Source organism: Bradyrhizobium sp. CCGUVB23, from assembly GCF_024199885.1.
GTDB lineage: Bacteria > Pseudomonadota > Alphaproteobacteria > Rhizobiales > Xanthobacteraceae > Bradyrhizobium.
On record NZ_JANADQ010000001.1, the window covers coordinates 9,018,500 to 9,045,330 of the forward strand.

The following is a 26,831-nucleotide window of genomic DNA, read 5'->3' on the forward strand; positions in this document are numbered from 1 at the left end:
ATGTCGAACATCCTGACCAAGATCGAGGCGTATAAGCGTGAGGAGATCGCGGCAGCCAAGCGCGCGCAGCCGCTAGCTGCCTTGGAAGCCAAGGCCAAGGTCGCAGCTGCGCCGCGCGGTTTTCTGCGTGCGATCCGCAACAAGCTCGCCAATGGCGACTATGCGTTGATCGCCGAGGTCAAGAAGGCATCCCCCTCCAAGGGACTGATCCGTCCCGATTTCGACCCGCCGCTGCTCGCGAGGGCCTACGAGGCCGGCGGCGCTGCTTGCCTGTCGGTGCTGACGGATACGCCCTCCTTCCAGGGTCATATCGACTTCATGGTCGCAGCGCGCGCGGCGACGTCGCTGCCGGTGCTGCGCAAGGATTTTCTGTTCGACACCTATCAGGTGGTCGAGGCCCGCGCCTATGGCGCCGATTGCATCCTCATCATCATGGCGGCGCTCGACGATGCGGTCGCAAAAGATATCGAGGACGCCGCGCTGTCCCTCGGCATGGACGTCCTGATCGAGATCCATGACACGAGCGAGCTCGACCGCGCGCTAAAACTGCGCTCGCCGATGATCGGGGTCAACAATCGCAACTTGCGCACCTTCGAGACCACGCTTGCGACCAGCGAGGCGCTTGCGCCGCTGATCCCCGAGGGGCGGCTGATGGTCGGCGAAAGCGGCATCTTCACCCCGGCGGACCTCGCCCGCCTCGAGCGCGTGGGCATGTCGACCTTCCTCGTCGGCGAAAGCCTGATGCGGCAGGCCGACGTGACGGCCGCCACCCGTGCGCTGCTGTCGCGCGAGGCCCCGCGCGCCACGGGCACGCGCTGAGATGGCGCGTTCACCGTCCAGGGCCAAAGCAAAGGCAAAACCCGCCCTCACCCATATCGGCACCTCCGGCGAGGCACGGATGGTGGACGTGTCGGAGAAGCCCGCGACCGAGCGGCTCGCGGTCGCGGAGGGGCACGTCGTGATGACCAGGGCGACGCTCGACCTGATCCGCTCCGGCAACGCCAAGAAGGGCGACGTGCTCGGCACCGCCCGCATCGCCGGCATCATGGCGGCCAAGCGTACCTCGGAGCTGATCCCGCTCTGCCATCCCCTCGCGCTCTCGAAGGTCACCGTCGACATCGAGCCCGACGACAAGCTGCCGGGTTGTCTCGTCCGTGCCGCCGTAAAGGTCACAGGTCCAACCGGCGTCGAGATGGAGGCGTTGACCGCCGTCTCGGTCGCCTGCCTCACGATCTACGACATGATCAAGGCGGTGGAACGCGGCGTGCGCATCGAGGGCATCCACCTCGTCGAGAAGAAGGGCGGCAAGTCCGGCCACTACCGCGCCTAGAGCATGATCCTGACCCGAAGGGCCGCGTTAGCGCAAAGTTTGCGGCGGTTTTTCCTCGCGACAAACGCGGAACGCGTTTGCGCGGAGATCATGCTCAATCAATAAAGCACGCCCTGAACTATTTCGCCTCGCGCTGGCGCTCACGGTAGGCCCGCGTCTTCATCCGATTGCCGCACAGCGTCGCCATGCACCAGCGCCGGGTGGACGGTTTGGACCGGTCGTAGAATACCCGGCGGCATTCCTCCGAGGCGCACATCTTCAGCCGGTCCAGCGTACCCGCAAGCGTGCCATCGTGAACCTCGATGGCGATGGCCGACAGACCAGCAAGGGCATCCCGACGCACAGCTGCAAGCATTGCGCCGCGGCCCGCACGCGCCTCCACCCGCAACGGAAACGGTTCGAGCGCGCCGTCGAGCGCGCCAAGGACATCCCTGTTCCTGCGCCGCTCGGCCGGCTCGCATTGCAAATAGGCGCGCAGCGCCCCGCGCAGTCGCAGTGCGGTATGGAACATCGCTGGCGTGATCTTCGCACCGCCCTCGCCCATGCCGTGCTCCGCCAACCAATCCCCGAGCGCCTTCGGGCCGGAAAGCGCATCGCTTTGCGGATGCTGCACGCCGAAATGCGTGAAATGGCGAAAATCGAGCGAATTGGCGAATTCGTAGAGATTCGCCAGCTCGTCGGGAACCCCGAATTTGCGGGACTGCTTGGACATTGACACCAGTAAATCATTTTTACTGGTTTGCTGCAACTGACACTCGTATAAATCGTTTACTGGTGTCACAGATCGCGTCAGACCATGGAGGCCGAGATGACAACGGACACAACGACAATCACCCGTCCCCACCTGTTCTACGGCTGGTTCGTCGTCGCCGCGGCCTTCGCGGTGACGTTCGTTGGATTCGGTTCCGCCTACACGTTCAGTGCGTTCCTGGAACCGCTCCAGCGCGACTTCGGCGCCTCGCGCGGCGCGGTTTCGCTGGTGTTCTCGATCGCGGGCTTTCTGTATTTTGCGCTCGGGGTCGTCAGCGGCCCGCTCGCTGACCGCTTTGGCGCTCGTCCCCTGGCCGTGACTGGCATGATCGTGGTCGCCGCGGGCCTTGCGGCCGCAAGCGCAGCGCGCTCTCTCACCGGGGTCTATCTCGCCTACGGACTCGGAATAGGCCTCGGCGTCGGCTGCGCCTACGTCCCGGCGATCGGAGCGGTGCAGCGCTGGTTCGTCAAACGCCGCGGCTTTGCTTCCGGACTGGCCGTCAGCGGCATCGGGCTCGGTACGCTGGCGATGCCGCCGATCGCTTCGCTGCTGATCGCGACATTCGGCTGGCGCGGGGCCTATCTGGTGCTGGCCGCACTCGCCGTCGTACTGGGCGGCGGGATTTCATTGCTGCTCGACAACGATCCACAAGACCGCGGCCTCGGCCCGGACGGCGACCCGCCTGAGGCAGCATGCGCTAACGGAAGCGGTGGCGTCGCGGTGCTGGAGGCCGTGCGCTCGGCGCGGTTCGCCGGCCTCTATCTTTCGTGCCTGGTCTGCTCGTTCGGCGCTTTTGTCCCTTTCGTGCATCTCGTGCCCTACGCACGCGATCACGGCGTTTCGACTTCGTCCGCCGTGCTGCTGCTTGGCACGATCGGCGTCGGCAGCACCGCGGGCCGCTTCCTGCTCGGCGGGCTTGCCGACCGGATCGGCCGCGATCTCTCGCTGATCATGGTGCTGCTCGGCATGGCGCTCGCCATGGCCATCTGGGCGATTTCGGCAAGCGCTTTCGCGCTTGCAACCTTCGCCTTCGTCTATGGCGTGTTCTATGGCGGCTGGGTCGCGGTGCTGCCCGCCGTGGTGATGGACCATTTCGGCGGGCGCAACGTCAGCGGCATCATCGGCATTCTCTATACCAGCGTCGCGTTCGGCACGCTGATCGGGCCGAGCGCCGCGGGCTTCGTCTACGACGCCACGCACAGCTACACGCTGCCGATCCTGATCAGCGCGGCCACGAACGTCGTCGCGGCGCTGATCGTGGCTGCGCCGGCGTTGTGGAGCGGAATGCGGACGATCAGCGCAGCGAGGCGCTGATTGATCCGAACTTGCTGCTCAGCTTGCTGCCGAGCCCGTTGACGACGGTGATGATGGCAAGCGCGATGCCGGCGGCGATCAGGCCGTATTCGATCGCGGTGGCGCCAGACTCGTCGGCAATGAACTTCTGCAGCATCGTCTTCATGATCCTGTTATCCTGTCCTCTCCGTTGGGATGACGGGACAACTCGCAAGCCGCGTGCCAGAGTGCGCGTGAGCATCGCCAGCATGTTAGGTGGTTAAGTTTCGGTTGATGCGGGCGCAACCGGCAAGAATTGACCGCTCAGATACACCGCACCGGCAATATCTGCTGGCCTTGCTCATCGCGCGCGCCCCAGGACTCTCGCGTCGATTCACCCTTCGTTAACCGCGCTTCCTAACGTCGCCTCCACATCGTTCCCGTAAACCGACGGATGTTTCCAGGCTCAAGAACTGATCCTGGCGTGTGCACGGCAGCGTTTCAGATCATGACGGGATTCGGCAGTCGCCTCCTCGACCAAACGGCAATGATCCGCAGCGGACCGATCCGCTGGCTGGTGGTGGGCGGCATGCTGCTGATTGCGGCGATCGCGATCGGCGCAACGCTGATGGCGCAGAACTTCCGCGAGCGGGCGCTGCGCAACAGTGCGCGCGAGCTGGATAACACGGCGCTGCTCCTCGCTCATCATTTCGACCAGCAGCTCCAGGATTTCGAGGTCATCCAGAAAGACCTGATCACGAACGTGCGCGCCAGCGGGATTGCGAGCGTCGAAGACTACCGCCGGCGCCTGTCCACCCAGGACGTCCATCGGACGCTTCGCTCCAAGATGGAGGCGCTGTCCTATGTCGGCGGCGTCAACATTTTCGACGCCGACGGCGAGCTGATCAACTCCTCGCTCGTCTGGCCTCCGCCGAAGGTCAATGTCGCCGACCGCGCCTATTTTAGGTCCTTCAAGTTCGACCCGCGCTCGCCGGACATGCTGGTCCAACCCGTGCACAGCCGTGTCTCCGGCATGTGGACGATCCTGATCCTCCGCAAGGTCACGGACCCGAACGGCGAGTTCCTGGGCTTGGTCGGGCGCGGCATCGAGCCCGCCAGTTTCGAGAAATTCTTCGCGTCCGTCGCGCTCGGCGAAGGCGCGACGATCTCGATGCTTCACCGCGACGGCACGCTGCTCGCCCGCTATCCCCATGTCGACGAAGCCATGGGCCAGAACTTCAAGACCGGCCCCGAGGCGCAGCAGAAGATGTTCGATCTCGATCACTTCACCGGCCGCTTCACGAGCACGGTCGACGGTGATGACCGCCTGATCTCATCACACGCCCTGCCCCACTTCCCGATCGTAATGGTCGCGACCAACACGAGAGCGGCCGCGCTCGCAGCCTGGCACGAGCAGATCGGATTCCTGATCTCGATCGCCATCGCTTCGGCGCTCGCCATCGCCGGGCTCCTGATTGCCGTGGTTCGCAAACTGTCCGCACAGCACCGTCTTTCGCGGGAACGGCTGACGCTGGAGAAGCAACGACTCGACCGCGCCGTCAACAACATGACCCAGGGGCTTCTGTTGTTCGACGACTCGCGACGGCTGGTGGTCTGTAACCAGCGCTATCTGGAAATGTATGGATTGTCGGCCGATGTCGTGAAGCCCGGCTGCAGTTTCCACGACATCATCGCGCACCGCAAGGCGACCGGCTCGTTCGCCGGCGACGTCAACCGATATGCCGCGCGCGTGCTGCGCGACATCCACCTGCGCAACTCCATGGTCATCGACACCTCGGACGGCCGCTCGATCCAGATCGTCAACGAGCCGCTCGCGGACGGCGGGTGGGTCGCGACGCATGAGGACATCACCGAGCGCCGCCGCACCGAGGAGCGCATCACGCATCTTGCGCACTACGATGCGCTGACCGATCTGCCCAACCGCGCCATGTTCCACGAGCATCTGCGGGAAGCGTTGGGCGCGATCGCCGACGGCGAACAGATCGCGGTGCACTACATCGACATCGACGAATTCAAGGGCGTCAACGACGCGCTCGGCCATCTCGTCGGCGACGAACTGCTGAAATCGATCGCAGCGCATCTGAACCGCTGCGCCGGCGAGACCGAATTCGTCGCCCGCCTCGGTGGCGACGAATTCGCGATCGTGCAGAGCACCGTGACCTCGCCTGACCACGTCACCGACCTCGTGGCGCGGGTGTTCGCCGCCATCCGCGAGCCGTTCGACTGCATGGGCCACCATCTCACAACGGACGCCTCGATCGGCATTGCGCTGGCGCCGGACCATGGCACCGAGCTCGATCAGATCCTGAAGAATGCAGATCTGGCGATGTACGCTGCGAAGGCCGCCGGACGTCGCACCTATCGCTTCTTCGAGCCGGAGATGGATGCCAAAGTCCGCGAGCGGCGGCAGCTCGAGACCGATCTCCGGCATGCTCTCGCCCATGGCGGGCTCGAAGTGTTCTACCAGCCCTGCCTCAGCCTGAAGGACGACACCATCACGGGCTGCGAGGCTCTGGTGCGCTGGCGGCACCCCGAGCGCGGCATGGTCTCGCCCGCCGAATTCATCCCGATCGCGGAGGACACTGGCCTCATCAACGAGATCGGCGAGTGGGTGCTCGCGACGGCCTGCCGGGATGCTGCGATCTGGCCGGATGACATCCGCCTTGCGGTCAACGTCTCGCCCGTACAGTTCAAGAGCGGCACGCTGGCGCTGAAGATCATGGCGGCGCTCGCCGCCTCCAACCTGCCGGCAAGCCGGCTCGAGCTCGAGATCACCGAGGCCGTTCTGATCCGCGACGACGACACCGCGCTTGCCATCCTGCATCAGCTCCGCGCCATCGGCGTACGCATCGCACTCGATGATTTCGGCACCGGCTACTCGTCGCTGAGCTACCTGCACCGGTTCCCGTTCGACAAGATCAAGATCGACCGCTGCTTCGTCGAGGACATTGCAGGACCCGACGGCTCCTCCAGCATCGTGCAGGCCGTGGTCGGCCTCGCCGCTGCGCGGCGCATGACCACGACCGCGGAGGGCGTGGAGACCGAGGAGCAGCAGCGGCTGCTCCGCTCACTCGGCTGTAGCGAAATGCAGGGTTATCTGTTCAGCGCGGCGAAGCCGGCCGACAAGGTGCAGGAGCTGTTCACGCTCCACCGCAGCCGGCTTGCCCAGAGGACCGGCCACGAAAGCCGCCGCCGCGAAGCGGGCTAGGCGAGGCCTTCGCGTCGTAGTTCGTAGAGTGGACGAAGCAAAGCGTGCCAACCTCGTGTCTAGTCCGCGGATGCAGAAGCGGTGAGCACGTCGCTTACGCTCCTTTGCCCACCCTACCGCATCCCGGCCTACATCCTAGTTCGGCACCGCCGCCTTCGGCGTCGGTCGCGCTGCCGTGGCGGCGTTCGCGGTCACGCCGTGCAGGAAGTCGAAAGCGGCGTGCAGCGCCTTGTCGTCCTTCTCCTCCGGCGGCACGTAGGATTGCGAGCCGGTCTGCTCGCTGCCGTCGGCTGCAGAGAGATGGCCGCGCATCTGGGATTCGGCCATCGTGTCGACACGGCCCTTCAGCTCCGGCGGGACGTCCTGGAGGATCTCGATGTCGGGCGCGATGCCCTGCGCCTGGATCGAGCGGCCCGACGGCGTGTAGTAGCGCGCGGTGGTCAGCGCCAACGCGCCGCTGCCGGTGCCGAGCGGGATGATCGTCTGCACCGAGCCCTTGCCGAACGAGCGCGTGCCGATCAGCGTGGCACGTTTGTGGTCATGCAGCGCGCCGGCCACGATCTCGGACGCGGAAGCCGAGCCGCCGTTGATCAGCACCACCAGCGGCTTGCCCTTGGTGAGGTCGCCGCCATGCGCGCTGAAGCGCTGGGTCTCTTCCGGGTTCCGACCGCGGGTCGACACCACCTCGCCACGGGCGAGGAAGGCGCTCGACACCGAGACTGCCTGGTCGAGCAGCCCGCCCGGATTGTTGCGGAGATCGACGACATAGCCTGCGAGCTTCTCCTGCGGGATCTCCTTGGAGATCGACGCGATGGCCTTGCGCAAGCCGTCTGTGGTCTGTTCGTTGAACGAGGTGACGCGGATATAGCCGATATCGCCGCCCTCGGTGTGGAACCGGACCGGGCGCACATGGATGATCTCGCGTGTGATCGCGACGTCGAGCGGCGCGTCTGCGCCCTTGCGCACGATAGTGAGCTTGGTCTTGGTATCGACCGGGCCCTTCATCTTGTTGACGGCCTGCTCGAGCGTCATGCCCATCACCGCCTCGCCGTCGATCTTGCTGATGAGGTCGCCGGACAGGAGGCCGGCCTTGGAGGCCGGCGTGTCGTCGATGGGCGCCACGACCTTGACGAGGCCCTCCTCCATGGTGACCTCGATGCCAAGCCCGCCGAACTCGCCGGAGGTGGTCTCCTGCATCTCGGTCCAGGCCTTGTCGTTCATGTAGCGCGAATGCGGATCGAGCGAGGTGACCATGCCGTTGATGGCGCCCTCGATCAGCTTGGCGTTGTCGGGCTTCTCGACGTAACTCGCCTTGACCCGCTCGAAGACCTCGCCGAACAGGTTCAGTTGCGAATAGGCATCGTCCGCGCCCGCCGCCGCTCTTGCCACCCATTGCCCGCCTTGCGGAGAGGTCGCCAGCAGAGTCAAACACGCGCCGGTCAGCGCGCCGAGGGGGAACAGCAGGGTTTTCCGCATGGATTAAATGGCCTTTTTGCTGGCGGTTGGGAGGCGCCATGCAAATGGCGATCCAGCCCGTGTCTCACAATACCATTCTGGTTTCTTCAAGGCCGGTCCGCCACGTCGGCGGGCATCCGGCAGAAATCCCTTCGTTCCAGCCTAAACTTTTGGCAACGTTCGCCGGCCGGTTTGCGCCAAACGGGAATCGGCCCCGTCCGGCCACGCGTTCAAGCTATGCGATTTTGGGATGGTTTTGGCGGGCCGAACCGGATAGGCGATGGATTAAGGCTTCAAATTCTCGGGAGGATAACAATGAACGAAGCGCCCCGCATCCGGCCCCAACGAAACGTCGAACTCGGCGCCAGCGACGAGCCGTTCCAGAACCTGCACGAATTCATCCGCAAGGCGCGCTCCAACCTCAACCAGAACGCCTGGGACTATATCGTCGGTGCTGCTGAGACCGAGACCACGATGCGCCGCAACCGTATGGCGCTGGACGAGATCGCCTTCCGCCCGCGCGTGCTGCGCGACATGCGCAACGTCGATGGTTCCGTCGTGCAGTTCGGCCGCAAGATGCGCCTGCCGGTGGTGCTGGCGCCGGTCGGCGCGCTCGAGATCTTCGATCCGCACGGCGCGGCCTCCGTTGCTCGCGGCGCCGGCGCCTTCGGCGCGGCGCATATGCTGAGCTCGGTGTCGGACCCGGGCCTCGAGAAGACCGCGGAAGCGGCCCCCGATGCGCTACGCTTCTATCAGCTCTATGTCCGCGGCGATGACGCTTTCGTCGAGGATGTCGTCGCCCGCGCCGTGAAAAGCACATACGCCGCGTTCTGCCTGACGGTCGACACCGCCCATTACAGCCGTCGCGAACGCGACATCGCCAAGCGCTATGTTCGCGAGAGCCGGCTGCGCGCCACCGGCGGCGACTACCAGAAGGGCCTTGAGTGGCGAACCGTGAAGCTGATCAAGGACAAATTCAAGATCCCGCTCATCATCAAGGGCATTGCGACGGCCGAGGACGCGCTGATCGCGCTCGATCACGGCGTCGAGTGGATCTACGTCTCCAACCACGGCGGCCGCCAGCTCGATCACGGCCGCGGCGCCATGCACGTGCTGCCGGAGATCGTTGATGCCGTGAAGGGACGCGCGAAGATCATGGTCGACGGCGGCTTCTGCCGCGGCACCGATATCGTCAAGGCGATCGCCATGGGCGCGGACCTCGTCGGCATCGGGCGCCTGCAGTGCTGGGCGCTGGCCGCGGCCGGAGAAGCCGGGATCACGCGGATGCTGGAGCTTCTGGAAGACGAAGTGCTGCGCTGTCTCGGGCTATTAGGGGCCGCCTCGTTTGCCGAGGTGAACGCATCCTGCCTGCATCCGGCGACGGCCACCAACGCACCAAGCGTATTCAGCGCGTTTCCGCTGCTAGATATCGAGCCTTATCGCTACTGAAAGGATGCAATGACCTCCCTCCTCTCTCCCGGCAGCGCGGATGCGCTTCTGTTCGATCTCGGTCGCGTGGTGCTCGACATCGATTTCTCCAAGGCGATCACCTGCTGGGCGGGACATGCCGGCTGCGAGCCGCAATCGATCGTGGCGCGCTATGTGCGGGACAGCGAAGCCTATCGGCTGCACGAGATGGGCAAGATCAGCGACGAGGCCTATTTCGACTCGCTGCGGCGCTCGCTGGGGATCGAAATTTCCGACGCGCAGTTCCTGGAGGGGTGGAATGCGATCTTCGCTGGCGAGATGCCCGACATAGCAAACCTGTTGCCGCGCGCCGCGCAGCACGTGCCGCTCTACGCCTTCTCCAACACCAACCGGCCACACGTGGAATATTTCTCGAAGGAGTATGCCGACGTGCTCGGCCATTTCCGCGACCTTTATCTGTCCTCCAGCATCGGCCTGCGCAAACCCGATGCGGAAGCCTTCGACCATGTCGTCGCCGCGATCGGCCTGCCGGCGCAGCGAATCGTATTCTTCGACGACCTCGCGGAAAACGTCGAAGGCGCGCGGGCACGAGGGCTGACCGCGGTCCACGTGACGTCGCCTCGCGACGTCGGCGAGGCCCTGAGGGCGCTCGGTATCTGAGAGCATGGCCGCATTGCTGCGTTAGCAAAGGGTCTGGTTCCCGCCTTCTCCAGGAACTTTCTTAGGCAACTGTGGAACCAACTCGCTCTGTGTATTTTTGCACAGAGTTCCCGGAACGGATCAGGGCGTCGGGAGTCATATGCCCGTTGGGATCTCTACAACGGACGCGTGATCGTGTTGGGCAAAGCCTATTTCACCAAACAAGCCTCGATCCTTCTCCAATTCGCGAAGTCAACATCGGACAAGGAACTCTCCGCCAAGCTGGTCAGCAAGGCGGCCGATCTGAAAGCGCAGGGCGACCCGCTGCCCGAGATGGATCACAGCCTGAGAGCGCCCGACGTCGATCCGGACAATGAAACGGGAGCCACCTGATGCTAGCCGTGAGCCTGGTCGTCGCCGTGGCATGTTTGGCCACCGTCATCCCCGTCTTTCTCGTCATCGAGACGATCGCGCGGCGGCCGCGCTAGGCGCATTCAACCGCGCTTGGGTTGGGGCCGATCGAGACGCTGCCGTTGCGCGCGCATGCGGCTCGTCTTCTCCTTGAGTGCCTCGATCTCCTCGTCGAGCTTTGCGCTCCTGGATTTCGGCGGCTCATCGCCGCGCAGCTTCTCGAGCGCCTTCTCGACCGACAGCTTTGAAGTCTCTGCCATCAAGGCCTCCCAGACGTCTATTGACGCGCCTGCATGCGGTCGCGCGCAGCAATTCTGAGCCGGAAGCAGGACGACGCGATATTGTCCCAAAGGGCATCCCGCCGTCCTGCTGCTGGAGCGACATTTCATCTCCACCTTCGTGATCGCCCCTTTTGCCTCGACGCCCGCACTCGGCTAGAACGCAACGCGACCTGTCCTTACGATTTGCTCTGCAGGAGTTTTGCCCGTGGCCCTGATGCCGGTGTCCGATGCCCTCGCCGCGGTGCTTGCGGGCGTCGTGCCCGTGGCTGAGGAGATAGTCGCGCTGGATGCGGCCTGGCATCGCGTGCTGGCGCGCGACGTCGCGGCCAGGCGCACGCAGCCGCCGCAGGCGATGTCGGCGATGGACGGCTATGCGGTGCGCGCCACCGACGCGACGAAGGTGGGTGCAGAGCTCACCGTGATCGGCGAGGTCGCGGCCGGCCGGCCGTTTGCGGGAACGGTCGGCGCGAGCCAGGCGGTGCGGATCTTCACCGGCGGCGTGGTGCCCGATGGCGCGGACGCGGTGGTGATCCAGGAGGACACCGTCGCTGACGGCAAGCGCGTCACGATCAAGGAGGCCGCGATCGTCGGACGGCACATCCGCCCCGCCGGCGTCGATTTCCGCGAGGGCGACGTGCTGCTCCGACAGGGAGCCCGGCTGACCGAACGCGACCTCTCACTCGCCGCCGGCATGAACCATCCTGAGCTTGCCGTCCGCCGCCGGCCCAGGGTCGCGATTCTCGCGACCGGCGACGAACTGGTGATGCCGGGCTCGACGCCCGGCGCGGGCCAGATCGTTTTTTCCAACGGCTACGCCTTGCACGCGCTGGCGCGGGCCGAGGGCGCCGAAACGTTCGATCTCGGCATTGCAGCCGATACCGTTGCGGCGACCACCGCCGGTATCCGCCGGGCCCGCGAGAGCGGCGCCGACATCCTGATCACGACCGGCGGGGCCTCGGTCGGCGACCACGATCTGGTCAGGCCTGCGCTTCAGGCCGAAGGCTTCGAAATGGCGTTCTGGAAAATCGCGATGCGGCCGGGCAAGCCCATGATGCACGGCCATCTAGGCGCGATGCGGGTGATCGGCCTGCCCGGCAATCCGGTGTCGTCCTATGTCTGCGGCTTCCTGTTCATGGTGCCGTTGATTCGCGCGCTTGCGGGCCGCTCGCGCGTTCATCACCGCCGCGAGCGCGCCGTGCTCGGGCGTGACGTCGGGCCCAACGATGTCCGCGAGGACTATCTGCGTGCCAGGCTCGAGGAGCGCGAGGACGGCACGCTCGTGGCCGTTCCGGTCAACCACCAGGACTCCTCGCTGCTTGCGAATCTCGCTATGGCACAGGCACTTCTCGTGCGCGCGCCATTCGCGCCAAAGGCCGAAGCAGGCACGCCTTGCGAGGTGTTGCGGCTGCCCTTGTGAGTGCGATCTGATTCGCGCGTGACGCGAACTTCGCCGCGTTCACACAAAATTAAGTGGTTGCGGAACACATATCGAACATATAGTGTCCGTTCATGATTTGTTTCGAGCATCTAGCGGCTTCTGCTGAATCTGACGTCTCGGAATCGAACGACATCAACCGGGGGACTTGGTCGAGATGTTAACGCGCAAACAATACGAGCTTCTGCGGTTCATCAGTGAGCGCCTCAAGGAAAGCGGCGTGCCGCCCTCCTTCGACGAAATGAAGGACGCGCTCGATCTGCGCTCGAAGTCGGGCATCCATCGCCTGATCACCGCGCTGGAAGAGCGCGGCTTCATCCGTCGCCTGCCCAACCGCGCGCGCGCCATCGAGGTCATCAAGCTGCCCGAGCTTCAGGCTGCAGGCGCCGGCCGCCGCGGCTTCACGCCGAGCGTCATCGAAGGCAATCTCGGCAAGGTGCGGGGCCCAAGCGCTACTGTCGACGAGGGCGAGCGTCCGGTCGCCGTGCCCGTGATGGGACGGATCGCGGCCGGCACGCCGATCGAGGCGTTGCAGACCCGCAGCCACACCATCAGCGTACCGCCGGACCTGCTCGGCTCGGGCGAGCACTATGCGCTCGAAGTGCGCGGCGATTCGATGGTCGACGCCGGCATCCTGGATGGCGACATGGCGCTGATCCAGCGCAACGAGACCGCGGATACCGGCGACATCGTGGTGGCGCTGATCGACGACGAGGAAGCGACGCTCAAGCGCTTCCGCCGCCGCGGTGCGTCGATCGCGTTGGAGCCCGCGAACACCGCCTATGAGGTGCGCATCCTGCCGCCGAACCGGGTGAAGATTCAGGGCAAGCTGATCGGGCTGTACCGGAAGTACTGATTGCCCGGCAGATTGCCGGCCATCGCGCAGCGACGCGGGCGGACGGATTGTCCGCTCCGGCGGAATGGTGTTTCCGCTTCCACCGCGATTATCCTCACACCTGCGCAGAGCTAATCCTCAAGCACCGCAAGCGCGAATGCGCGGTGCACGATAAAGAGGAAAAAACCGTGCGACAGATGATTTTGGGCGTGTTCTCGGCGGCCTTGCTCGCGGGCTCGGCCTCCGCGAGCGATGCAGCGCAACACCACTGTGCCATCCGCAAGACGGAGCACGCGGTAACCAGCGCGCCATTCCGCAATTCCAACAATGCGATCGCACCCGCGCCGCAGGTGAGCTGGCCCTATTCAGGGTACTCCGCTCCTGCCGGCCGCTGATGGAAGCTCGCGTGAGTGAATGGTGTGAACCAAGATAGACTAACAGCGAGAGGCTTTGTTCCTGGTTTGCCGGGAAAGATAATGTGATCGGGCGACGCGCACACGGGCCGCAGATTTGCCCACAAACGCGATACACTCGAAGGCTTCCAACTCTGATAGAGGCCTGCGCCTCCGGGGGGGCGCGGACCTGCTATCTCGCATGAGGAGCACTCCGATGTGTGACTACAGCCTACATGCCGTTGCGACCCGCCCCGCTCAAGTCGGCGAGACGATCGTCACGACAACCTTCCGCGGCACCTCGACGCGTGGATTTGCGTCGGAGCGTGATCTCTCGGTTGCCGTCTGCCTCCTGCCGGGCACCGAGCTCGCCTTCGCCGACAACGTCCGCTACGACAATCGCTGGATCTGGACACGCACCGTCAATTCCCGCGTCGGCAAGTTCGGCAAGGTCGATCCGCACATTCCCGATCGTCATCATGATGCGATCGAATTCCCCGACGGCAACTACGTGCTGGTGACGCAGCTCGTCGAGGGACAGCGTGCCACCGTTCTGCAATTGCCGGTGACGCAGCCGCTCGGCGAGAAGACAGAGCAGCCCGCCGTCGAGCAGCACACGACCACGACGCCTACGACACGCCTGCCGATCGGCTGACGCGTCTTTCAATCCTCGGCCTGCAGGTCGGCCTCCGACGGCGTAGCGTCCTTGCTGCGTGGAGTAGCCGGCCGCGGTGCGAGGCTGAGCTCGAAATCGCTATCGCCGGCCTCAGCCGGCGACCAGGGGCGGTTTGCGCCCCTTGCTTTCACCGTTTGCAGCGTGAAACCGTCGCCCTCGCGCGATAGGGTGAGCGCGCCTTGCGTCTTCAGACGCTCGCGATCCACGACCATTGCCGCGCAATCGGTTGCTGCCGGCTTCGCCGTCACCACCAGCGCGGCGCGGCTGCAATCATCCGCCAGCGCGTCGACACGCAGCGAGAGCGCGACCAGACGACCATCAGCGAGCGGCGTCACGCAGCCGGCCTCGTCGCATGAGACGCCGTCGGCGAGCGAGGTAGCGGTTGCGCTGCGCGGATCGGCATCGGCTGCAAGCCACTCCTTGAGGAGAAAATTGTCCTTGCCGGTTCGGATCAGGTGCAGTTGGCGGTCCCTGCCGCGCACCGCGACGCTGTGGCCGTCGCCCGCGATCAGGATGTCGGGCTGGCGCACGTGCAGCGTCGAACCAATCGAGAGCGCGAGCACGATGGCGCCCGTCCAGCGCAGCGGCGTGCGCAACAGGCCCATCACGATGAGGCCGATGCTGGCGGCAATCAGCGGACCGGTGCCGAACGCGGCGATGCGGCCGACCGCGCCCGGCAACGCCGCGACCCAGCGCGTCACAACGACCATCCAGTCGATGCCGATCCCCATCAGCCACCAGAACACGCCATCGAGCCCGAACGGCGCTGCGATCAACCCCAAAAGTCCGGCGGGCATCACCAGCGCCGAGACCACCGGCATCGCCGCGAGATTGGCGAGCACCCCGTAAGGCGTGACGCGGTGGAAATGGAAGGCGGCATAAGGTGTCGTCGCAAGCCCCGCGATCAGCGAGGCCATCAGCAGCATGACGAGCTCGCGGCCGCCCCACAGCGCGATGCGCGCTGTAGCGGAGTGATCGGGCGAGGCAAACAGGTTCGGCATACCGATCTGCACCAGCGCGACGAGGCCGAGGGTCGCAGCAAACGACATCTGGAAGCTCGGATGCACGAGAGCCTCCGGCGCGACCGCGAGCACGATCAACGCCGCGACTGCCAGCGTGCGGAAGGTGATGGCACGCCGATCGACCATCACCGCGATCAGCACCACCGCCGTCATGAAGAACGAGCGCTGCGTCGCAACCTCCGCGCCGGACAGCAGCAGGTAAAATGCTGCGGCCACCAGCGCGGCCGCAGCCGACCATTTCTTGATCGGATAGCCCACCGCAAATCCCGGGATCAGCGCCAGCAGCGCGCGCACCGCAAAGAACACTACGCCGGCGACGACCGCCATGTGATAGCCGGAGATCGACAGCACGTGCCCGAGGCCCGAGATGAACATGGCATCGTTCACGGGCTCGGTAATCGCGTCGCGCCGCCCGGTGAGGAGCGCGGTGGCGATCGCGCGGTTGTCGCCGTCGAGCGTGGCGCGGATGCGCGCGTCGATCGCGTCGCGCAGGCCTTGCATGATCGCAGCATAGCGCAGCCGCAGGCCTCCGGTCTCCGGTGGCTCAGCGACCGTGATCGCCCCCATCGCAAAGCCTGACGCGCCGATGCCCTGAAAAAACATGTCGCGAGCGAAATCGTAGCTGCCGGGCCGCAAGGGCGCGAGCGGCGGCATCAGGCGCGCCTTGAGTTGCACGAAGCTGCCGACCTCCGGTGCCGTGCCCTTGCGCACCGACAGCCGCACACGCTCGAGCTGGATGTCGCCGCGCGGCGCCTCCATCGCACTCACCCGCAGCACGAAGCGGTCGGTGCGCTCGCGGATATCGCGCGTCTCTACGAAGCCGGACAGCGCCACCGAATAGAGCGGCTTCGCCAGCACGGTGTGCGCGATGCGCGCGGTCTTCCAGGTCGCCGTGGCAAAACCTGCGGCGATCGCTGCGATCATGATGGCGGGTGCGAACAACCGGCTCCGCCGCAACAGCACGCTAGCCACCATGAGCACCAGCGCCGTGATCACGGCGACCGAGAGCACGGGTTCGTGGTCGGCGGCAAAATAGAGAGCAATTCCGGTACCGAAGGCCACGGGCACCCACGGCAGCAGCCGCCCCGCGCCGGCTTCCGCCCTGGCCCATCCACGCAACGTCTCGGCCAGCGACGACCACGCGCCAAAGCCCGCCGGCACAAGGCCGCCGGCCGAAGCCGCACGGCCTACAGGCCATGTCCCGGCGATCCCTTGCGAGCGGTGTGGCCGGGAAGGCTCCGCCATTCCTGCACCTTACAATACGCGACGGGTGCGGAGGCTACCGGAAGGTGTTGGGACGCGAATAGCGGAACGGAAAGGGAACCAGCTCGAGGACCGCTACTTTTCCTCTTCCATCGTCACGGCAACCGCCGCCTTGGCGGAGAGCCGGACCTTGTTGCCCTCGACATCGGCAACGAGGCCCTTGTCGATGAAGTGATGATGGCCCTTGTGGCTGCCCTCACCGCTGTCCTTCCTGGTCAGCTTGATGCGGTTGCCTTCGACACGGTCGACGGTACCGATATGAACGCCGTCGGCGCCGATCACTTCCATATGTTCTGCGATGTTTTGCATGCCAGGATCCTTCTCTGGTCCCCTCACAACGCCTGGAACCCCTTTTCTGTTCGTTGCCCTTGCGACCTCCTTCGCAAACGCGCCGTGTCAGGTCGATTGCGCCGAAAGTCTCATAAGTTGCCAGCCCCTGGTGGGACTACACTATGTGTTCCCCGCCTCCCCGACAGACGGGCAAGGCAGTGGTGGCTCGCGGTTCTAAGGCCGCTGGAGCTCTCCTCAGGTGACGGAAAACGCGCCTGAGGTCAGACGTTGCAGACGCAACTCTTTGAACTGGCGCCTGCAACGCCGCGCATCACGCTCTTCCCGCGAGAAGATGACCGCTGAAACAAGCGAGGAGACGTTATGAAACGATAGGAGTTGCACATGCAGGTACCGAGTGATTTTCGCCGCGTGATCATTGCTGCATCGGTGGGAAACGTCATCGAATGGTATGACTTCTATATCTTTGGCAGCCTGGCCGCGGTTCTGTCGGTCAAGTTCTTCGAGCAATCCCACCCGGTTGCAGCCCTGCTCAGCACGATCGCGCTTTTCACCGCAGGATTTCTGATCCGTCCGCTGGGGGCGTTCCTGTTCGGATGGATGGGTGACCGGGTCGGCCGCAAATATACGTTTCTCATTACGCTCAGCGGAATGGGACTAGGCACAGGCGCGATCGGATTGATCCCGACCTACCAGTCGATCGGCCTGACAGCCGCGTTCGTTCTGTTCGGTCTGCGCATGATTCAGGGCCTGTGCCTTGGCGGCGAATATGGCGGTGCCATTACCTACGTTGCCGAGCATGTGCCGGACGACAAGCGCGGCTACTACACCGGCTGGCTGCAGACCTCTCCGACGCTCGGCATCGTGGTATCGCTGGCCGTGATCATCCTCACGCGGACCTATGCCGGCACTGAGGCCTTCGACGCTTGGGCGTGGCGCGTTCCGTTCCTGCTGTCCTTCCTGCTGGTGGCGATCGCGATCTATATCCGACTCCAGCTCCAGGAGACGCCGATCTTCCAGGAGATCAGGGCCCGCGGCCAGATGACGACGAATCCGTGGAAAGAGGCCTTCCTCAGTTCGAACATCAAATATATTGGGATCGCCACTGTGGTCCTGATCGGACAGGGCGTGGTCTGGTACAGCGGTCAGTTCTGGGCGCTGTACTTCCTGCAGCAGGTCTCCAAGGTGGACGCGCTGACCTCCGCCTACATCGTGGGAGCCGCCCTGCTCATTGCAACGCCGAGCCTGATCTTCTTTGGCTGGCTGTCGGATCAGATCGGCCGCAAGCCAGTGATCCTCGGGGGCATGCTGCTCGCCGCGGTCACGTATTATCCGCTGTATCTGTGGTTGGGAACGGTGACGCAGCCCGGAAACATCAACTACGCAACCGCGACCTTCATCATCTTCATCCTCGTTTGCTACGTCGGGATGGTCTACGGGCCGGTCGGCGCGTTTCTGGCGGAATACTTCCCCGCCCGGATCAGGTACACGTCGGTCTCCGTGCCGTACCACATCGGTAACGGCTGGGGTGGCGGATTGGTGCCGTTCATCACGTCAGCAGCTTTCGCCGCGACCGGCAGCATCGGCTACGCACTACTCTACCCGATCGTGGTCCCCGCGATCTGCTTCGTGCTCGCGGTTTTCCTGATGCCCGAGACGCGAAAGATCAGCATCTGGCAACCGACCGAGCCGAGAGCCGCCTAGCGATGGAAGGATGCTGGTGCAGGACCGCAAGCGCCCTGCACCAGGCCCAACGGGTCTGCTTTTCGCACGAGCGAGGCCAATCTCCGCCTCCCCGACCGCCAGCGGATAGCGGCCGGCAAGAGGCTCGGCTGACTGCTCTGTCAGCCGACTAGGTGATGCCAGCGATCGTGCCACCAGGAGCTGAAATCACGATCGGTTATCAGCTCCCAACCGCCGAACAAGATCACCAAGATGCCCGAGACTACGCTACTCACCATGGCTGATACTGGTTCGTAGCCAATGGTCCAAGGCGCCAGCACCAGAGCCAGACCCAGCAGCATTTCTCCCCACTCTTCCAGATAGGACGGGATGACAAATGCCTCTATGGCAAACAGCATGACGCCGAGTCCGAGCGCGATGGTCATCCAGACGGCCGCCCCCGATAAGCCCAGGACGAAGGACGACAGGACCAGCCACACGCCGACCAACAGGCTGGCAGCATCCTGCCAATGTTGGATGCGCATGATGCTCACCTCCCTTCCCCCACTATGTGGGGATTCATTGATGAAAATGCATCCGTCCAACCTGCGATGTGTTGCCGCTCATGCGATCCGATGCGCTTCCAATCAACCTGGCCGGCACCGGAAAGAGCCCTTGCGAGTGCGCCGCACCAGGATGCACACTTGCTGCGCTTGACAGGTGTCGACTACTGCTCTCGGCACCACTTGGTTCGCGTGCTGCCGGGACAAGAGGGAGATGACGCCATGCGAGAAATCGAAATCCACGACTATGCGCGGCAGTTGCTGGAAGCACATGGCCCCAAGGCGATTGCGGAGGCCGCCCAGAATGCCATCGATCTCGAGTCAAAGGGCGAGTTCGAACTGGCCAAGACCTGGCGGCATATCGAAGACGCGATGAAGCTTATGCGCGGACCGCACCAAAGCTGAAGCAGCCGGCGCGCCTGGCCGCCTGACTCCGAGTGCCGCCAAACCGGATTGAGGCTGGAGCGGCGGCAACACAGAATATGGACCACAATTCGTCGCAAGCCGTTCGGCTGCGGCTGAACGGCAACGCGACGCGACGCGACGCGCAAGACGCATGATGCTGGGAGCGAAGCCATGGTTCGAAATTGTGCAACAGCCGAAGACCTCGTGAAGGCAATCAAGGACGAGAACGTCCAGATGATCGACCTGCGGTTCACCGACTTGCCGGGGGTGTGGCAACATTTTTCCGTCCCACCGAGCGCAGTAAATGTCGATGCTTTCAACGAAGGCATTGGATTCGACGGCTCGTCGATCCGCGGCTTCCAGGAGATCCAGGAAAGCGACATGCTGGTCGTCGCCGATCCGACGACGGCCTTCGTCGACCCCTACAGTCCGGCGAAGACGCTGGTCCTGATTTGCAACATCAGGGATCCCGTGACCGGCCAATCCTACAGCCGCGACGCCCGCTATATCGCCCAAAAGGCCGAAACTTATCTGAAGGGCACCGGACGCGCCGATACCAGCTACTTCGGGCCGGAAGCTGAGTTCTTCGTCTTCGACGACGTGCGCTACGGACAGGGCATCAACCACGCCTTCCACGACATCGATTCCAGCGAAGGCAGCTGGAATACGGGCAAGGAGGAAGAGCCGAATCTGGGTCACAAGCCGCGCCCGAAGGAAGGATACTTTCCCGTTCCTCCGACCGACAGCATGCAGGCGCTGCGCACCGAAATGGTGCTGACGATGGAAGAGCTGGGCATCCAGATCGAAGCCCATCACCATGAAGTGGCAACCGGCGGCCAAAACGAGATCGACATGCGCTTCACCACGCTGACCCGCATGGCCGACAATTTGATGATCTACAAATACGTGGTGAAGAACACCGCGCATAAGCACGGCAAGACTGCGACGTTCATGCCGAAACCGCTCTTCGAGGACAACGCTTCGGGCATGCACGTTCACCAGTCGCTGTGGAAGGGTGAGACCAATCTGTTCTACGACAAGGGCGACTATGCCGAATTGAGCCAGTTCGCCCGCCACTACATCGGCGGGCTTTTGACGCACGCCTGGGCGTTGTGCGGGCTTTGCGCTCCCACAACGAACTCCTATCGGCGTCTGGTGCCGGGCTATGAGGCTCCAATCAACCTCGTCTACTCCCAGCGCAACCGCTCGGCGTGCTGTCGGATTCCGATGTATTCGCCGAACCCGCGTGCCAAGCGCGTCGAGTTTCGTTCGCCCGACCCATCCTGCAATCCCTACCTGGCGTTTGCCGCGATGCTGATGGCCGGCCTCGACGGTATCGACAACCGGATCGACCCCGGCAGCCCCATCGACAAGAACCTCTACGACCTCCCACCTGCCGAAGCGAAAGAGGTGAAGTCGACACCGGGATCGCTGGACCAGGCCCTCGACGCGCTCGAGCACGATCACGCGTTCCTGCTACGCGGCGGCGTCTTCACCGCCGACGTGATCGAAACCTGGCTCGACTACAAGCGAAAGAAGGAGATCGACCCGATCCGGCTGCGACCGCATCCTTACGAGTTCCATCTGTACTACGACATCTAGGGGCTACGCCCGTTTTGTTACTACGAGATCTGCAGCCATGCGCATGCCAAGAAAGCGGAGCCCAACAGCGGATTTGCCGAAGCCGAAAATGCGCCACGCCGGGGCACCTGCGACCGGCAACAAGCGGCTGGCCGATCAGACCCGCAAGATTCTCGGCAAGCACTACGCGAGCAAATATCGGGTGCGGTAACTGCGATCACTAGCCTGGCCTTGAGCCTGACCGTGGGTGGCAGCGCGGCAACGAGCGAAATCGGCCGCCCGTGCGGCTTGCAATCACTTTCCGGCGGCCTAACATGGATTGCGTAGCTCTTCTCATAGGAGCCTGCAGCCATGGAACTCACCGTGGTGCCCATCGCCAAGCCGGACACGGCCAACTTCATCTTCGGTCAATCTCATTTCATCAAAACCGTGGAAGATCTCCACGAGGCGCTGGTGGGCGCGGTTCCGGGCATCCGCTTCGGGCTCGCCTTCTGCGAGGCCTCTGGTAAACGGCTGGTTCGCTGGTCGGGTAATGACGACGCCGCGCTCGCTCTCGCGCGTGACAACGCATCGGCCATCGGCGCCGGCCACACCTTCCTGATCTTCCTGGGCGACGGGTTCTTTCCCGTCAACGTCCTGGCTGCCGTACGCGCCGTGCCGGAGGTCTGCCGCATCTACTGCGCGACGGCCAACCCCACGCAAGTGATCGTCGCGCAAACGGAGCTTGGCCGCGGCGTGCTCGGCGTCGTTGATGGCGCCTCGCCGATGGGCGTTGAAACCGACGCCGACATTGCGTGCCGGAAAGACCTGCTGCGAAAAATTGGGTACAAGCTGTAGCGGCTGGATGAAGCCGAAGTCGACCGACTGACGCCGCCACGCATCGAACCCGAGGAAATTCGCGGCCAATCACTTGGCCCTCCTCCTCGCACGAATTCGGCTACGGCAGCGCACTCGATGCAACTTGACGAACGCGAGGTGGTTGGCGGCCAGCGGAAGAGCCGGCGCGCCTGGGCCGCGACTTTGACGTCGTCATTCGCCGGACGAGGGCCGGCTGGCCATCCTATCTCAAGCCGCGCCGTTTCATGGCCGATCAAGCATATCTCGTCACTGCGCCGTCGTTGCTGGAGGCCAACCCCATCGAAAAGGTCGAAGACCTGACCAGCCATGTCTTCCTGCACAGCGAGACGCGAGCCAACGATTGGCACGAATGGCTCAGCTTCGCTGGGGTTGAGTGGATCCATCCAGCCGACGAAATGCGATTTGATCACCTCGACTTCGCCCTGCGCGCGGCAGCGGATGGATTGGGAATAGCTGTTGGGCCCGCCAGCCTGGTCGCCCATGACATCGCGTCGAACCGGTTATGTCATGTGCTGCCAAGGCTGAGCCGGCCGCTCGATCCCTACCTTATAGCGCTGAACGACGAGTCGAGCCGGGCAGCTCAGGCCTTCGAGGAGTGGCTCTCAAGCGAAACCGCCGAGAAATTCTAGAAACGTGACGATTGGGTGTCGCTGACGCATTCCACTGCTTGGTGGCGCAACTACTCGGCTGACACCTTGGCGTGGCGCTCGGAGGCTTCGAGTGCGGCAACATGCAGGCTGCGCCGGCGCCAGATATAGCCGACGACCAGCACAACGATGACGCCGAGCAGGGCGCAGAGATATTCGGCGCCCGCGCCGCCATGGGTAAATTGCGGCGGGATGCGCAAGCCCGCGAGCAGCGCATCCAGTGAAATGCCGAACGGACCGTCGGACAGCGCATGCAGCTTCGGCTCGACGCCCGGATCGGTCGCGATCACCTCGCCGGCGATCCAGCCGAGCAACGCCGCGCCGGCCCAGACCAGGATCGGCAGTTTTGACAACAGCGCCATGATCAGCGCAGCGCCGGCGACAATCAGCGGCACGCTGATGGCAAGGCCGAGCACCAGGAGCGGCACGCTGCCATTGGCGGCGGCCGCGACCGCGATCACGTTGTCCAGACTCATGATGATGTCGGCGACAACGACGATCTGCACCGCCTGCCACAGATGCGAGGCCGAGGCGACGTCGTCCTCGTCCTCGTTTTCCGGCACCAGGAGCTTGGCGGCGATCACGATCAGCGCGAGACCGCCGACCAGCTTGAGGTATGGCAGCGCCATCAGGCTCGCGACGATGCCGGTGAAGACAATGCGCAGCAGTACCGCCGCCCCCGCACCGAGCACCATGCCCCACAGCCGATGCCGCGGCTTCAGCCCGCGGCATGCGAGCGCGATCACCAGCGCGTTGTCGCCGGAGAGCAGGATGTTGATCCAGATGATCTTGCCGACCGCGACCCAGAAGGCCGGTTCGGCCATTTCATTGCGGAACTGGGTGAAGAACGACCCGAGCGTGGCGGGGTCGAAGATCTGCCAGAGCCAGTTCACAATGCGTCCTTCCGATCAGCCGACGATCTCGTTGCCCGAGAAGAACTGTGCGATCTCGATCACGGCCGTCTCGGGGGCGTCGGAGCCATGCACCGAGTTCTCGCCGATCGACTTGGCGTAGAGCTTGCGGATGGTGCCGTCGGCCGCCTTCGACGGGTCGGTCGCGCCCATCGCCTCGCGGTACTTGGCGATCGCGCCCTCACCTTCCAGCACCTGCACGACCACCGGGCCGGAAGTCATGAACTCGACGAGCTCGCCGAAGAACGGACGGGCCTTGTGCACGGCATAGAAGGTCTCGGCCTGGCCCTTGGTCATGCGGATACGCTTCTGGGCGACGATGCGCAGGCCCGCCTTCTCGATCACGGCGTTGACCGCGCCGGTCAGGTTACGCTCGGTCGCGTCGGGCTTGATGATCGAGAAGGTGCGTTCAATCGCCATGGTTCTATCCTTGAGAAGGGGGGTGATTTGGAGTTGCCGGGCTTATATCGGCGCTATCGGCGAACGGCAAGCGACCGGCGATAAGGGCTTCACGGGCGGCTCGCCGCGGGGCCGGACTCCTGAATTACGATAATTTCACCGAGATGAACCCAATCTGCACGGCACGTTCAGGCCCCGGTTCAGGATCACGGGCCTAAGGTCGACGCCATCGAGACGCGTTCTACCCTTCATGAGGCGTTTCGGCGGCCATTCCATCGACGCGCAGGCCCGCGCCGGCAGTTTTGAGGAGATACCATGTTGAGGAAACTTTCGCTTGCTGCAGTCGCCGCGGTCGCGCTGGGTGCCGCGCTGGCTCCGACCTCCGCCTCCGCCCATTGGCATGGCGGCTGGGGTGGCTGGCATGGCGGCTGGCACGGCTACGGCTGGGGCGCACCGCGCTTCTATGCCGGCGGCCCCGTCTCCTACGGCTATGGCGGCTGCTATGTGCGCCAGCTGGTCCCGACCCCCTGGGGACCCCGCTGGCGGCTGGTGAACCGCTGCTACTGAGCCCGTCAGCACCTTCCGAGAGAACTACCCAAGAGAACTTCCCAAGAGAACTTCCCAAGAGAACTTCCCAAGAGAACTTCCCAAGAGAACTTCCCAAGAGAACTACCCAAGAGAACGACCAGAAGAAGCCCCGGCGTCCCCCGCCGCCGGGGCTTTGCCTTGGATGATTTGCCTCGGCTGATCTGCCTTGGGCCCACATCACCCCCGTTCATACAATTGTTACGAGAATGGAAGGCGGTCCCCATTGGGGCCGAAACTATTTCGCGGTCAGTGACTTGGTAGGGTGTCCTTGCTTTTCACGATGGAACCCCGTGATGCCTCGCCAATCCGCCAATGACAGCGAACAGATGGACCGGCGGACCAGCCGATCGATCTGCGACGCCATCGGCGAACGGCTCCAGCAGAGCCTTCGGCCCGAGCCGCGGCTTCCGACATATCTCGAGCACCTCGTGAACGAGCTGCGCAAGCGGGATCGCGACGGCGATCCGCAGAACTAGGCATAAAACGGGGTTGCGTTTGCCTCGCGCTGCGGTGACAAGGCCGCATGCTCACCATCACCGACCTTTCGGTCCGCCTCGCCGGACGCCTCCTGATCGACCAGAGCTCCGTGCAGATCACGCCCGGCTCACGTGTCGGCCTCGTAGGACGCAACGGCACCGGCAAATCGACGCTGTTCAAGGTGATCCGCCGCGAGCTCGCCGCCGAGCATGGCTCGGTCACGCTGCCGCCGCGCTGGCACATTGGCAGCCTCGCACAGGAGGCGCCTGACGGCCCGGAAAGCCTGATCGAGGTCGTGCTCAAGGCCGACCTCGAGCGCGACGCGCTGCTGCGCGAGGCAGAGACCGCGCACGACGCGCACCGCATCGCGGAGATCCAGACCCGGCTGGTCGACATCGATGCGCATTCGGCCCCTGCCCGCGCGGCCGCGATTCTCTCAGGCCTCGGCTTCTCGGCCGCAAACCAGCTTCGCGCCTGCTCGGAGTTCTCCGGTGGCTGGCGGATGCGCGTGGCCCTCGCCGCGACGCTGTTTGCAGCGCCCGACCTGCTGCTGCTCGACGAGCCCACCAACTATCTCGACCTCGAAGGCACGCTGTGGCTGGAGGATCACCTCGCCCACTATCCGCGCACCGTGATCGTGATCAGCCACGACCGCGATCTGCTGGAGAGCTCGGTCGACCAGATCCTGCACCTGGATCGCGGCAAGCTGACGCTCTATCGCGGCAGCTATTCGTCCTTCGAGGAGCAGCGCGCCGCGCGCGAACTGCTCGATGCCAAGCAGGTCAAGCGCCAGGAGGCCGAGCGCGCACGCCTGCAAGCCTTCGTCGACCGCTTCAAGGCCAAGGCTTCGAAAGCGCGCCAGGCCCAATCGCGCGTCAAAATGCTGGAGCGTCTGAAGCCGATCACGGCGCTGGTGACGCAGGACGTGCACGAGATCAGTTTCCCGCCGCCGGAGAAGACGCTGTCGCCGCCGATCATCGCCGTCGACAACGTCTCGGTCGGCTATGATCCGACGATACCCGTGCTGAACCGCGTCACCTTGCGCATCGACAATGACGATCGCATCGCGCTCTTGGGCGCCAACGGCAACGGCAAGTCGACGCTGGTGAAACTGCTCGCAGGCAAGCTCGCGCCCTTCTCCGGCAGGGTCACGCGGGCCGACAAATTGTCGATCGCCTACTTTGCGCAGCACCAGCTCGACGAGTTGAACGAGGATGCCTCCGCCTACGACCACGTCCGCAAGCTGATGGGCGATGCACCCGAGGCCAAGGTGCGAGCGCGCGCCGGCGCGATCGGCTTTTCCGGCAAGGCGGCCGACACCAAGGCCGGAAAACTGTCCGGCGGCGAGAAGGCGCGCCTGCTGCTCGGCCTTGCGACCTTCTTCGGCCCCAACATGATCATCCTGGACGAGCCGACCAACCATCTCGACATCGACAGCCGCGCCGCGCTCGCGGAAGCCATCAACGACTTTCCCGGCGCCGTCATCATAGTCTCGCACGACCGCTACCTGATCGAGGCCTGCGCCGAGCGGCTCTGGCTGGTCGCCGACCGCACGGTGACGAACTACGACGGCGACCTCGACGACTACCGGCGCGTGGTGTTGTCAGCAGCAAGCGCGGACAACAGCCCGCGCGAGCGCAGCGCGCCAGCCGAGAAGCCGCAGCGCGCACGATCGGACAATCGCGGCCCGCTGAAGAAGCGCATCGCCGAGGCCGAGGCCGAGATCGCCCGCGTCAGCGAGATCATCGCCAAGATCGACACAGCGCTCGCCCTTCCCGACATCTTCACCCGCGATCCCAAGCAGGCCGCGCAGCTTTCGAAAGCACGCGCCAACGCCGCCGACGCCCTCGCGCGCGCCGAGGAGCAATGGCTCGAGGCCAGCGCGCAGTATGATGAGGCGACGGGGTAGCGGCTCTCCGCGGGTGCGCGCCAAACGAGGCCCTCATCAAAATCTGAAAAACAACCCCATGCAAAGTAGAGGCATCATGTTACCTCGACCACATTGGACGGCGACCTGATTGGGGTCCGCTCCT

The 26,831-nt window shown here is 64.3% G+C and carries 28 protein-coding genes; 19 read left to right on the forward strand and 9 right to left on the reverse strand.

Annotation, left to right across the window (positions count from 1 at the left end):
- Together trpC and moaC are read left to right on the forward strand one after the other, a co-directional pair.
- Positions 1 to 819 (forward strand): indole-3-glycerol phosphate synthase TrpC, encoded by an 819-nt coding sequence (gene trpC / locus NLN62_RS42295; protein WP_254112562.1) that lies wholly within the window; start codon positions 1 to 3, stop codon positions 817 to 819.
- A gap of 1 nt (position 820) precedes the next feature.
- Positions 821 to 1,330 (forward strand): cyclic pyranopterin monophosphate synthase MoaC, encoded by a 510-nt coding sequence (gene moaC / locus NLN62_RS42300; protein ID WP_027522633.1) that lies wholly within the window; start codon positions 821 to 823, stop codon positions 1,328 to 1,330.
- Between the two features lie 118 nt (positions 1,331 to 1,448).
- On the opposite strand, the gene NLN62_RS42305 is transcribed toward moaC, so the two are convergent.
- On the reverse strand, positions 1,449 to 2,111 hold the full coding sequence (locus NLN62_RS42305) for a CGNR zinc finger domain-containing protein (RefSeq protein ID WP_254112564.1): 663 nt from the start codon (positions 2,109 to 2,111) through the stop codon (positions 1,449 to 1,451).
- A gap of 27 nt (positions 2,112 to 2,138) precedes the next feature.
- On the opposite strand from NLN62_RS42305, the gene NLN62_RS42310 reads away from it, so the two are divergent.
- Positions 2,139 to 3,395 carry an MFS transporter gene (locus tag NLN62_RS42310; protein ID WP_254112566.1) on the forward strand — a complete coding sequence of 419 codons (1,257 nt, stop codon included), beginning with the start codon at positions 2,139 to 2,141 and terminating at the stop codon, positions 3,393 to 3,395.
- Here the strand turns inward: NLN62_RS42310 and NLN62_RS42315 are convergent.
- Positions 3,376 to 3,540, reverse strand: a complete 165-nt coding sequence (locus NLN62_RS42315; protein ID WP_027522630.1) for a Flp family type IVb pilin — start codon at positions 3,538 to 3,540, stop codon at positions 3,376 to 3,378. The genes NLN62_RS42310 and NLN62_RS42315 overlap by 20 nt on opposite strands.
- 321 nt (positions 3,541 to 3,861) lie before the next feature.
- Here NLN62_RS42315 and NLN62_RS42320 point away from each other — a divergent pair, with 321 nt between their 5' ends.
- Complete coding sequence (locus NLN62_RS42320; RefSeq protein ID WP_051389707.1) at positions 3,862 to 6,582, forward strand: EAL domain-containing protein; 2,721 nt, start codon at positions 3,862 to 3,864, stop codon at positions 6,580 to 6,582.
- Positions 6,583 to 6,717: 135 nt separating this feature from the next.
- On the opposite strand, the gene NLN62_RS42325 is transcribed toward NLN62_RS42320, so the two are convergent.
- Positions 6,718 to 8,058, reverse strand: a complete 1,341-nt coding sequence (locus tag NLN62_RS42325) for a S41 family peptidase (protein ID WP_254112568.1) — start codon at positions 8,056 to 8,058, stop codon at positions 6,718 to 6,720.
- A 294-nt stretch (positions 8,059 to 8,352) separates the two neighbouring features.
- Between NLN62_RS42325 and NLN62_RS42330 the strand changes: the two genes are divergently transcribed.
- From NLN62_RS42330 to NLN62_RS42340, 3 genes are all read left to right on the forward strand, one after another.
- Positions 8,353 to 9,486 carry an alpha-hydroxy acid oxidase gene (locus tag NLN62_RS42330; RefSeq protein ID WP_027522627.1) on the forward strand — a complete coding sequence of 378 codons (1,134 nt, stop codon included), beginning with the start codon at positions 8,353 to 8,355 and terminating at the stop codon, positions 9,484 to 9,486.
- Between the two features lie 9 nt (positions 9,487 to 9,495).
- Positions 9,496 to 10,125, forward strand: coding sequence for an HAD family phosphatase (locus NLN62_RS42335; protein WP_027522626.1), 630 nt, complete (start codon positions 9,496 to 9,498; stop codon positions 10,123 to 10,125).
- Between the two features lie 174 nt (positions 10,126 to 10,299).
- Positions 10,300 to 10,497 (forward strand): hypothetical protein, encoded by a 198-nt coding sequence (locus NLN62_RS42340; protein WP_027522625.1) that lies wholly within the window; start codon positions 10,300 to 10,302, stop codon positions 10,495 to 10,497.
- Positions 10,498 to 10,598: 101 nt separating this feature from the next.
- Here the strand turns inward: NLN62_RS42340 and NLN62_RS42345 are convergent, their stop codons facing one another.
- Positions 10,599 to 10,775: a hypothetical protein gene (locus NLN62_RS42345; RefSeq protein ID WP_198031738.1), complete on the reverse strand. Its 177-nt coding sequence runs from the start codon at positions 10,773 to 10,775 to the stop codon at positions 10,599 to 10,601.
- A 226-nt stretch (positions 10,776 to 11,001) separates the two neighbouring features.
- Here NLN62_RS42345 and glp point away from each other — a divergent pair, with 226 nt between their 5' ends.
- From glp to NLN62_RS42365, 4 genes are all read left to right on the forward strand, one after another.
- Entirely contained in the window at positions 11,002 to 12,213 is a 1,212-nt protein-coding gene (glp, locus tag NLN62_RS42350; protein WP_254112570.1) for a gephyrin-like molybdotransferase Glp, read from the forward strand.
- Between the two features lie 175 nt (positions 12,214 to 12,388).
- Positions 12,389 to 13,087, forward strand: a complete 699-nt coding sequence (gene lexA, locus NLN62_RS42355) for a transcriptional repressor LexA (protein WP_027522623.1) — start codon at positions 12,389 to 12,391, stop codon at positions 13,085 to 13,087.
- A gap of 167 nt (positions 13,088 to 13,254) precedes the next feature.
- The gene (locus tag NLN62_RS42360; protein ID WP_027522622.1) at positions 13,255 to 13,461 is read left to right on the forward strand and encodes a hypothetical protein; all 207 of its coding nucleotides are present in this window, start codon (positions 13,255 to 13,257) and stop codon (positions 13,459 to 13,461) included.
- 214 nt (positions 13,462 to 13,675) lie between these two features.
- Positions 13,676 to 14,113 (forward strand): hypothetical protein, encoded by a 438-nt coding sequence (locus NLN62_RS42365; protein ID WP_027522621.1) that lies wholly within the window; start codon positions 13,676 to 13,678, stop codon positions 14,111 to 14,113.
- Between the two features lie 8 nt (positions 14,114 to 14,121).
- Here NLN62_RS42365 and NLN62_RS42370 read toward each other — a convergent pair whose 3' ends face one another.
- Both NLN62_RS42370 and NLN62_RS42375 read right to left on the reverse strand, forming a co-directional pair.
- On the reverse strand, positions 14,122 to 16,401 hold the full coding sequence (locus NLN62_RS42370) for a ComEC/Rec2 family competence protein (protein ID WP_254112572.1): 2,280 nt from the start codon (positions 16,399 to 16,401) through the stop codon (positions 14,122 to 14,124).
- A gap of 93 nt (positions 16,402 to 16,494) precedes the next feature.
- Positions 16,495 to 16,728 (reverse strand): DUF2171 domain-containing protein, encoded by a 234-nt coding sequence (locus NLN62_RS42375; RefSeq protein ID WP_027550707.1) that lies wholly within the window; start codon positions 16,726 to 16,728, stop codon positions 16,495 to 16,497.
- 357 nt (positions 16,729 to 17,085) lie between these two features.
- On the opposite strand from NLN62_RS42375, the gene NLN62_RS42380 reads away from it, so the two are divergent.
- Positions 17,086 to 18,411, forward strand: a complete 1,326-nt coding sequence (locus tag NLN62_RS42380; protein WP_027522618.1) for an MFS transporter — start codon at positions 17,086 to 17,088, stop codon at positions 18,409 to 18,411.
- Positions 18,412 to 18,551: 140 nt separating this feature from the next.
- Here the strand turns inward: NLN62_RS42380 and NLN62_RS42385 are convergent, their stop codons facing one another.
- Positions 18,552 to 18,914 (reverse strand): SPW repeat protein, encoded by a 363-nt coding sequence (locus NLN62_RS42385; protein ID WP_035662166.1) that lies wholly within the window; start codon positions 18,912 to 18,914, stop codon positions 18,552 to 18,554.
- A 240-nt stretch (positions 18,915 to 19,154) separates the two neighbouring features.
- Between NLN62_RS42385 and NLN62_RS42390 the strand changes: the two genes are divergently transcribed.
- From NLN62_RS42390 to NLN62_RS42405, 4 genes are all read left to right on the forward strand, one after another.
- Positions 19,155 to 19,337 carry a hypothetical protein gene (locus tag NLN62_RS42390; protein WP_027522616.1) on the forward strand — a complete coding sequence of 61 codons (183 nt, stop codon included), beginning with the start codon at positions 19,155 to 19,157 and terminating at the stop codon, positions 19,335 to 19,337.
- Between the two features lie 171 nt (positions 19,338 to 19,508).
- Positions 19,509 to 20,939, forward strand: a complete 1,431-nt coding sequence (glnA, locus tag NLN62_RS42395; RefSeq protein WP_027522615.1) for a type I glutamate--ammonia ligase — start codon at positions 19,509 to 19,511, stop codon at positions 20,937 to 20,939.
- 330 nt (positions 20,940 to 21,269) lie between these two features.
- Entirely contained in the window at positions 21,270 to 21,755 is a 486-nt protein-coding gene (locus NLN62_RS42400) for an adenosine-specific kinase (protein ID WP_254112573.1), read from the forward strand.
- 170 nt (positions 21,756 to 21,925) lie between these two features.
- On the forward strand, positions 21,926 to 22,405 hold the full coding sequence (locus NLN62_RS42405; protein WP_256576098.1) for a LysR substrate-binding domain-containing protein: 480 nt from the start codon (positions 21,926 to 21,928) through the stop codon (positions 22,403 to 22,405).
- 50 nt (positions 22,406 to 22,455) lie between these two features.
- On the opposite strand, the gene NLN62_RS42410 is transcribed toward NLN62_RS42405, so the two are convergent.
- Positions 22,456 to 23,316 carry a TerC family protein gene (locus tag NLN62_RS42410; protein WP_027522613.1) on the reverse strand — a complete coding sequence of 287 codons (861 nt, stop codon included), beginning with the start codon at positions 23,314 to 23,316 and terminating at the stop codon, positions 22,456 to 22,458.
- A 15-nt stretch (positions 23,317 to 23,331) separates the two neighbouring features.
- Complete coding sequence (ndk, locus tag NLN62_RS42415) at positions 23,332 to 23,754, reverse strand: nucleoside-diphosphate kinase (protein WP_027522612.1); 423 nt, start codon at positions 23,752 to 23,754, stop codon at positions 23,332 to 23,334.
- A 294-nt stretch (positions 23,755 to 24,048) separates the two neighbouring features.
- Between ndk and NLN62_RS42420 the strand changes: the two genes are divergently transcribed.
- The 3 genes from NLN62_RS42420 to NLN62_RS42430 all read left to right on the forward strand — a co-directional run bounded on the left by NLN62_RS42420 (position 24,049) and on the right by NLN62_RS42430 (position 26,707).
- Entirely contained in the window at positions 24,049 to 24,300 is a 252-nt protein-coding gene (locus NLN62_RS42420; RefSeq protein WP_027522611.1) for a hypothetical protein, read from the forward strand.
- A 314-nt stretch (positions 24,301 to 24,614) separates the two neighbouring features.
- A complete protein-coding gene (locus tag NLN62_RS42425; protein ID WP_027522610.1) occupies positions 24,615 to 24,797 on the forward strand; it encodes a hypothetical protein in 183 nt (60 codons plus the stop codon).
- 47 nt (positions 24,798 to 24,844) lie between these two features.
- Positions 24,845 to 26,707, forward strand: a complete 1,863-nt coding sequence (locus tag NLN62_RS42430; protein WP_254112575.1) for an ABC-F family ATP-binding cassette domain-containing protein — start codon at positions 24,845 to 24,847, stop codon at positions 26,705 to 26,707.
- Positions 26,708 to 26,831 lie beyond the last annotated feature (124 nt).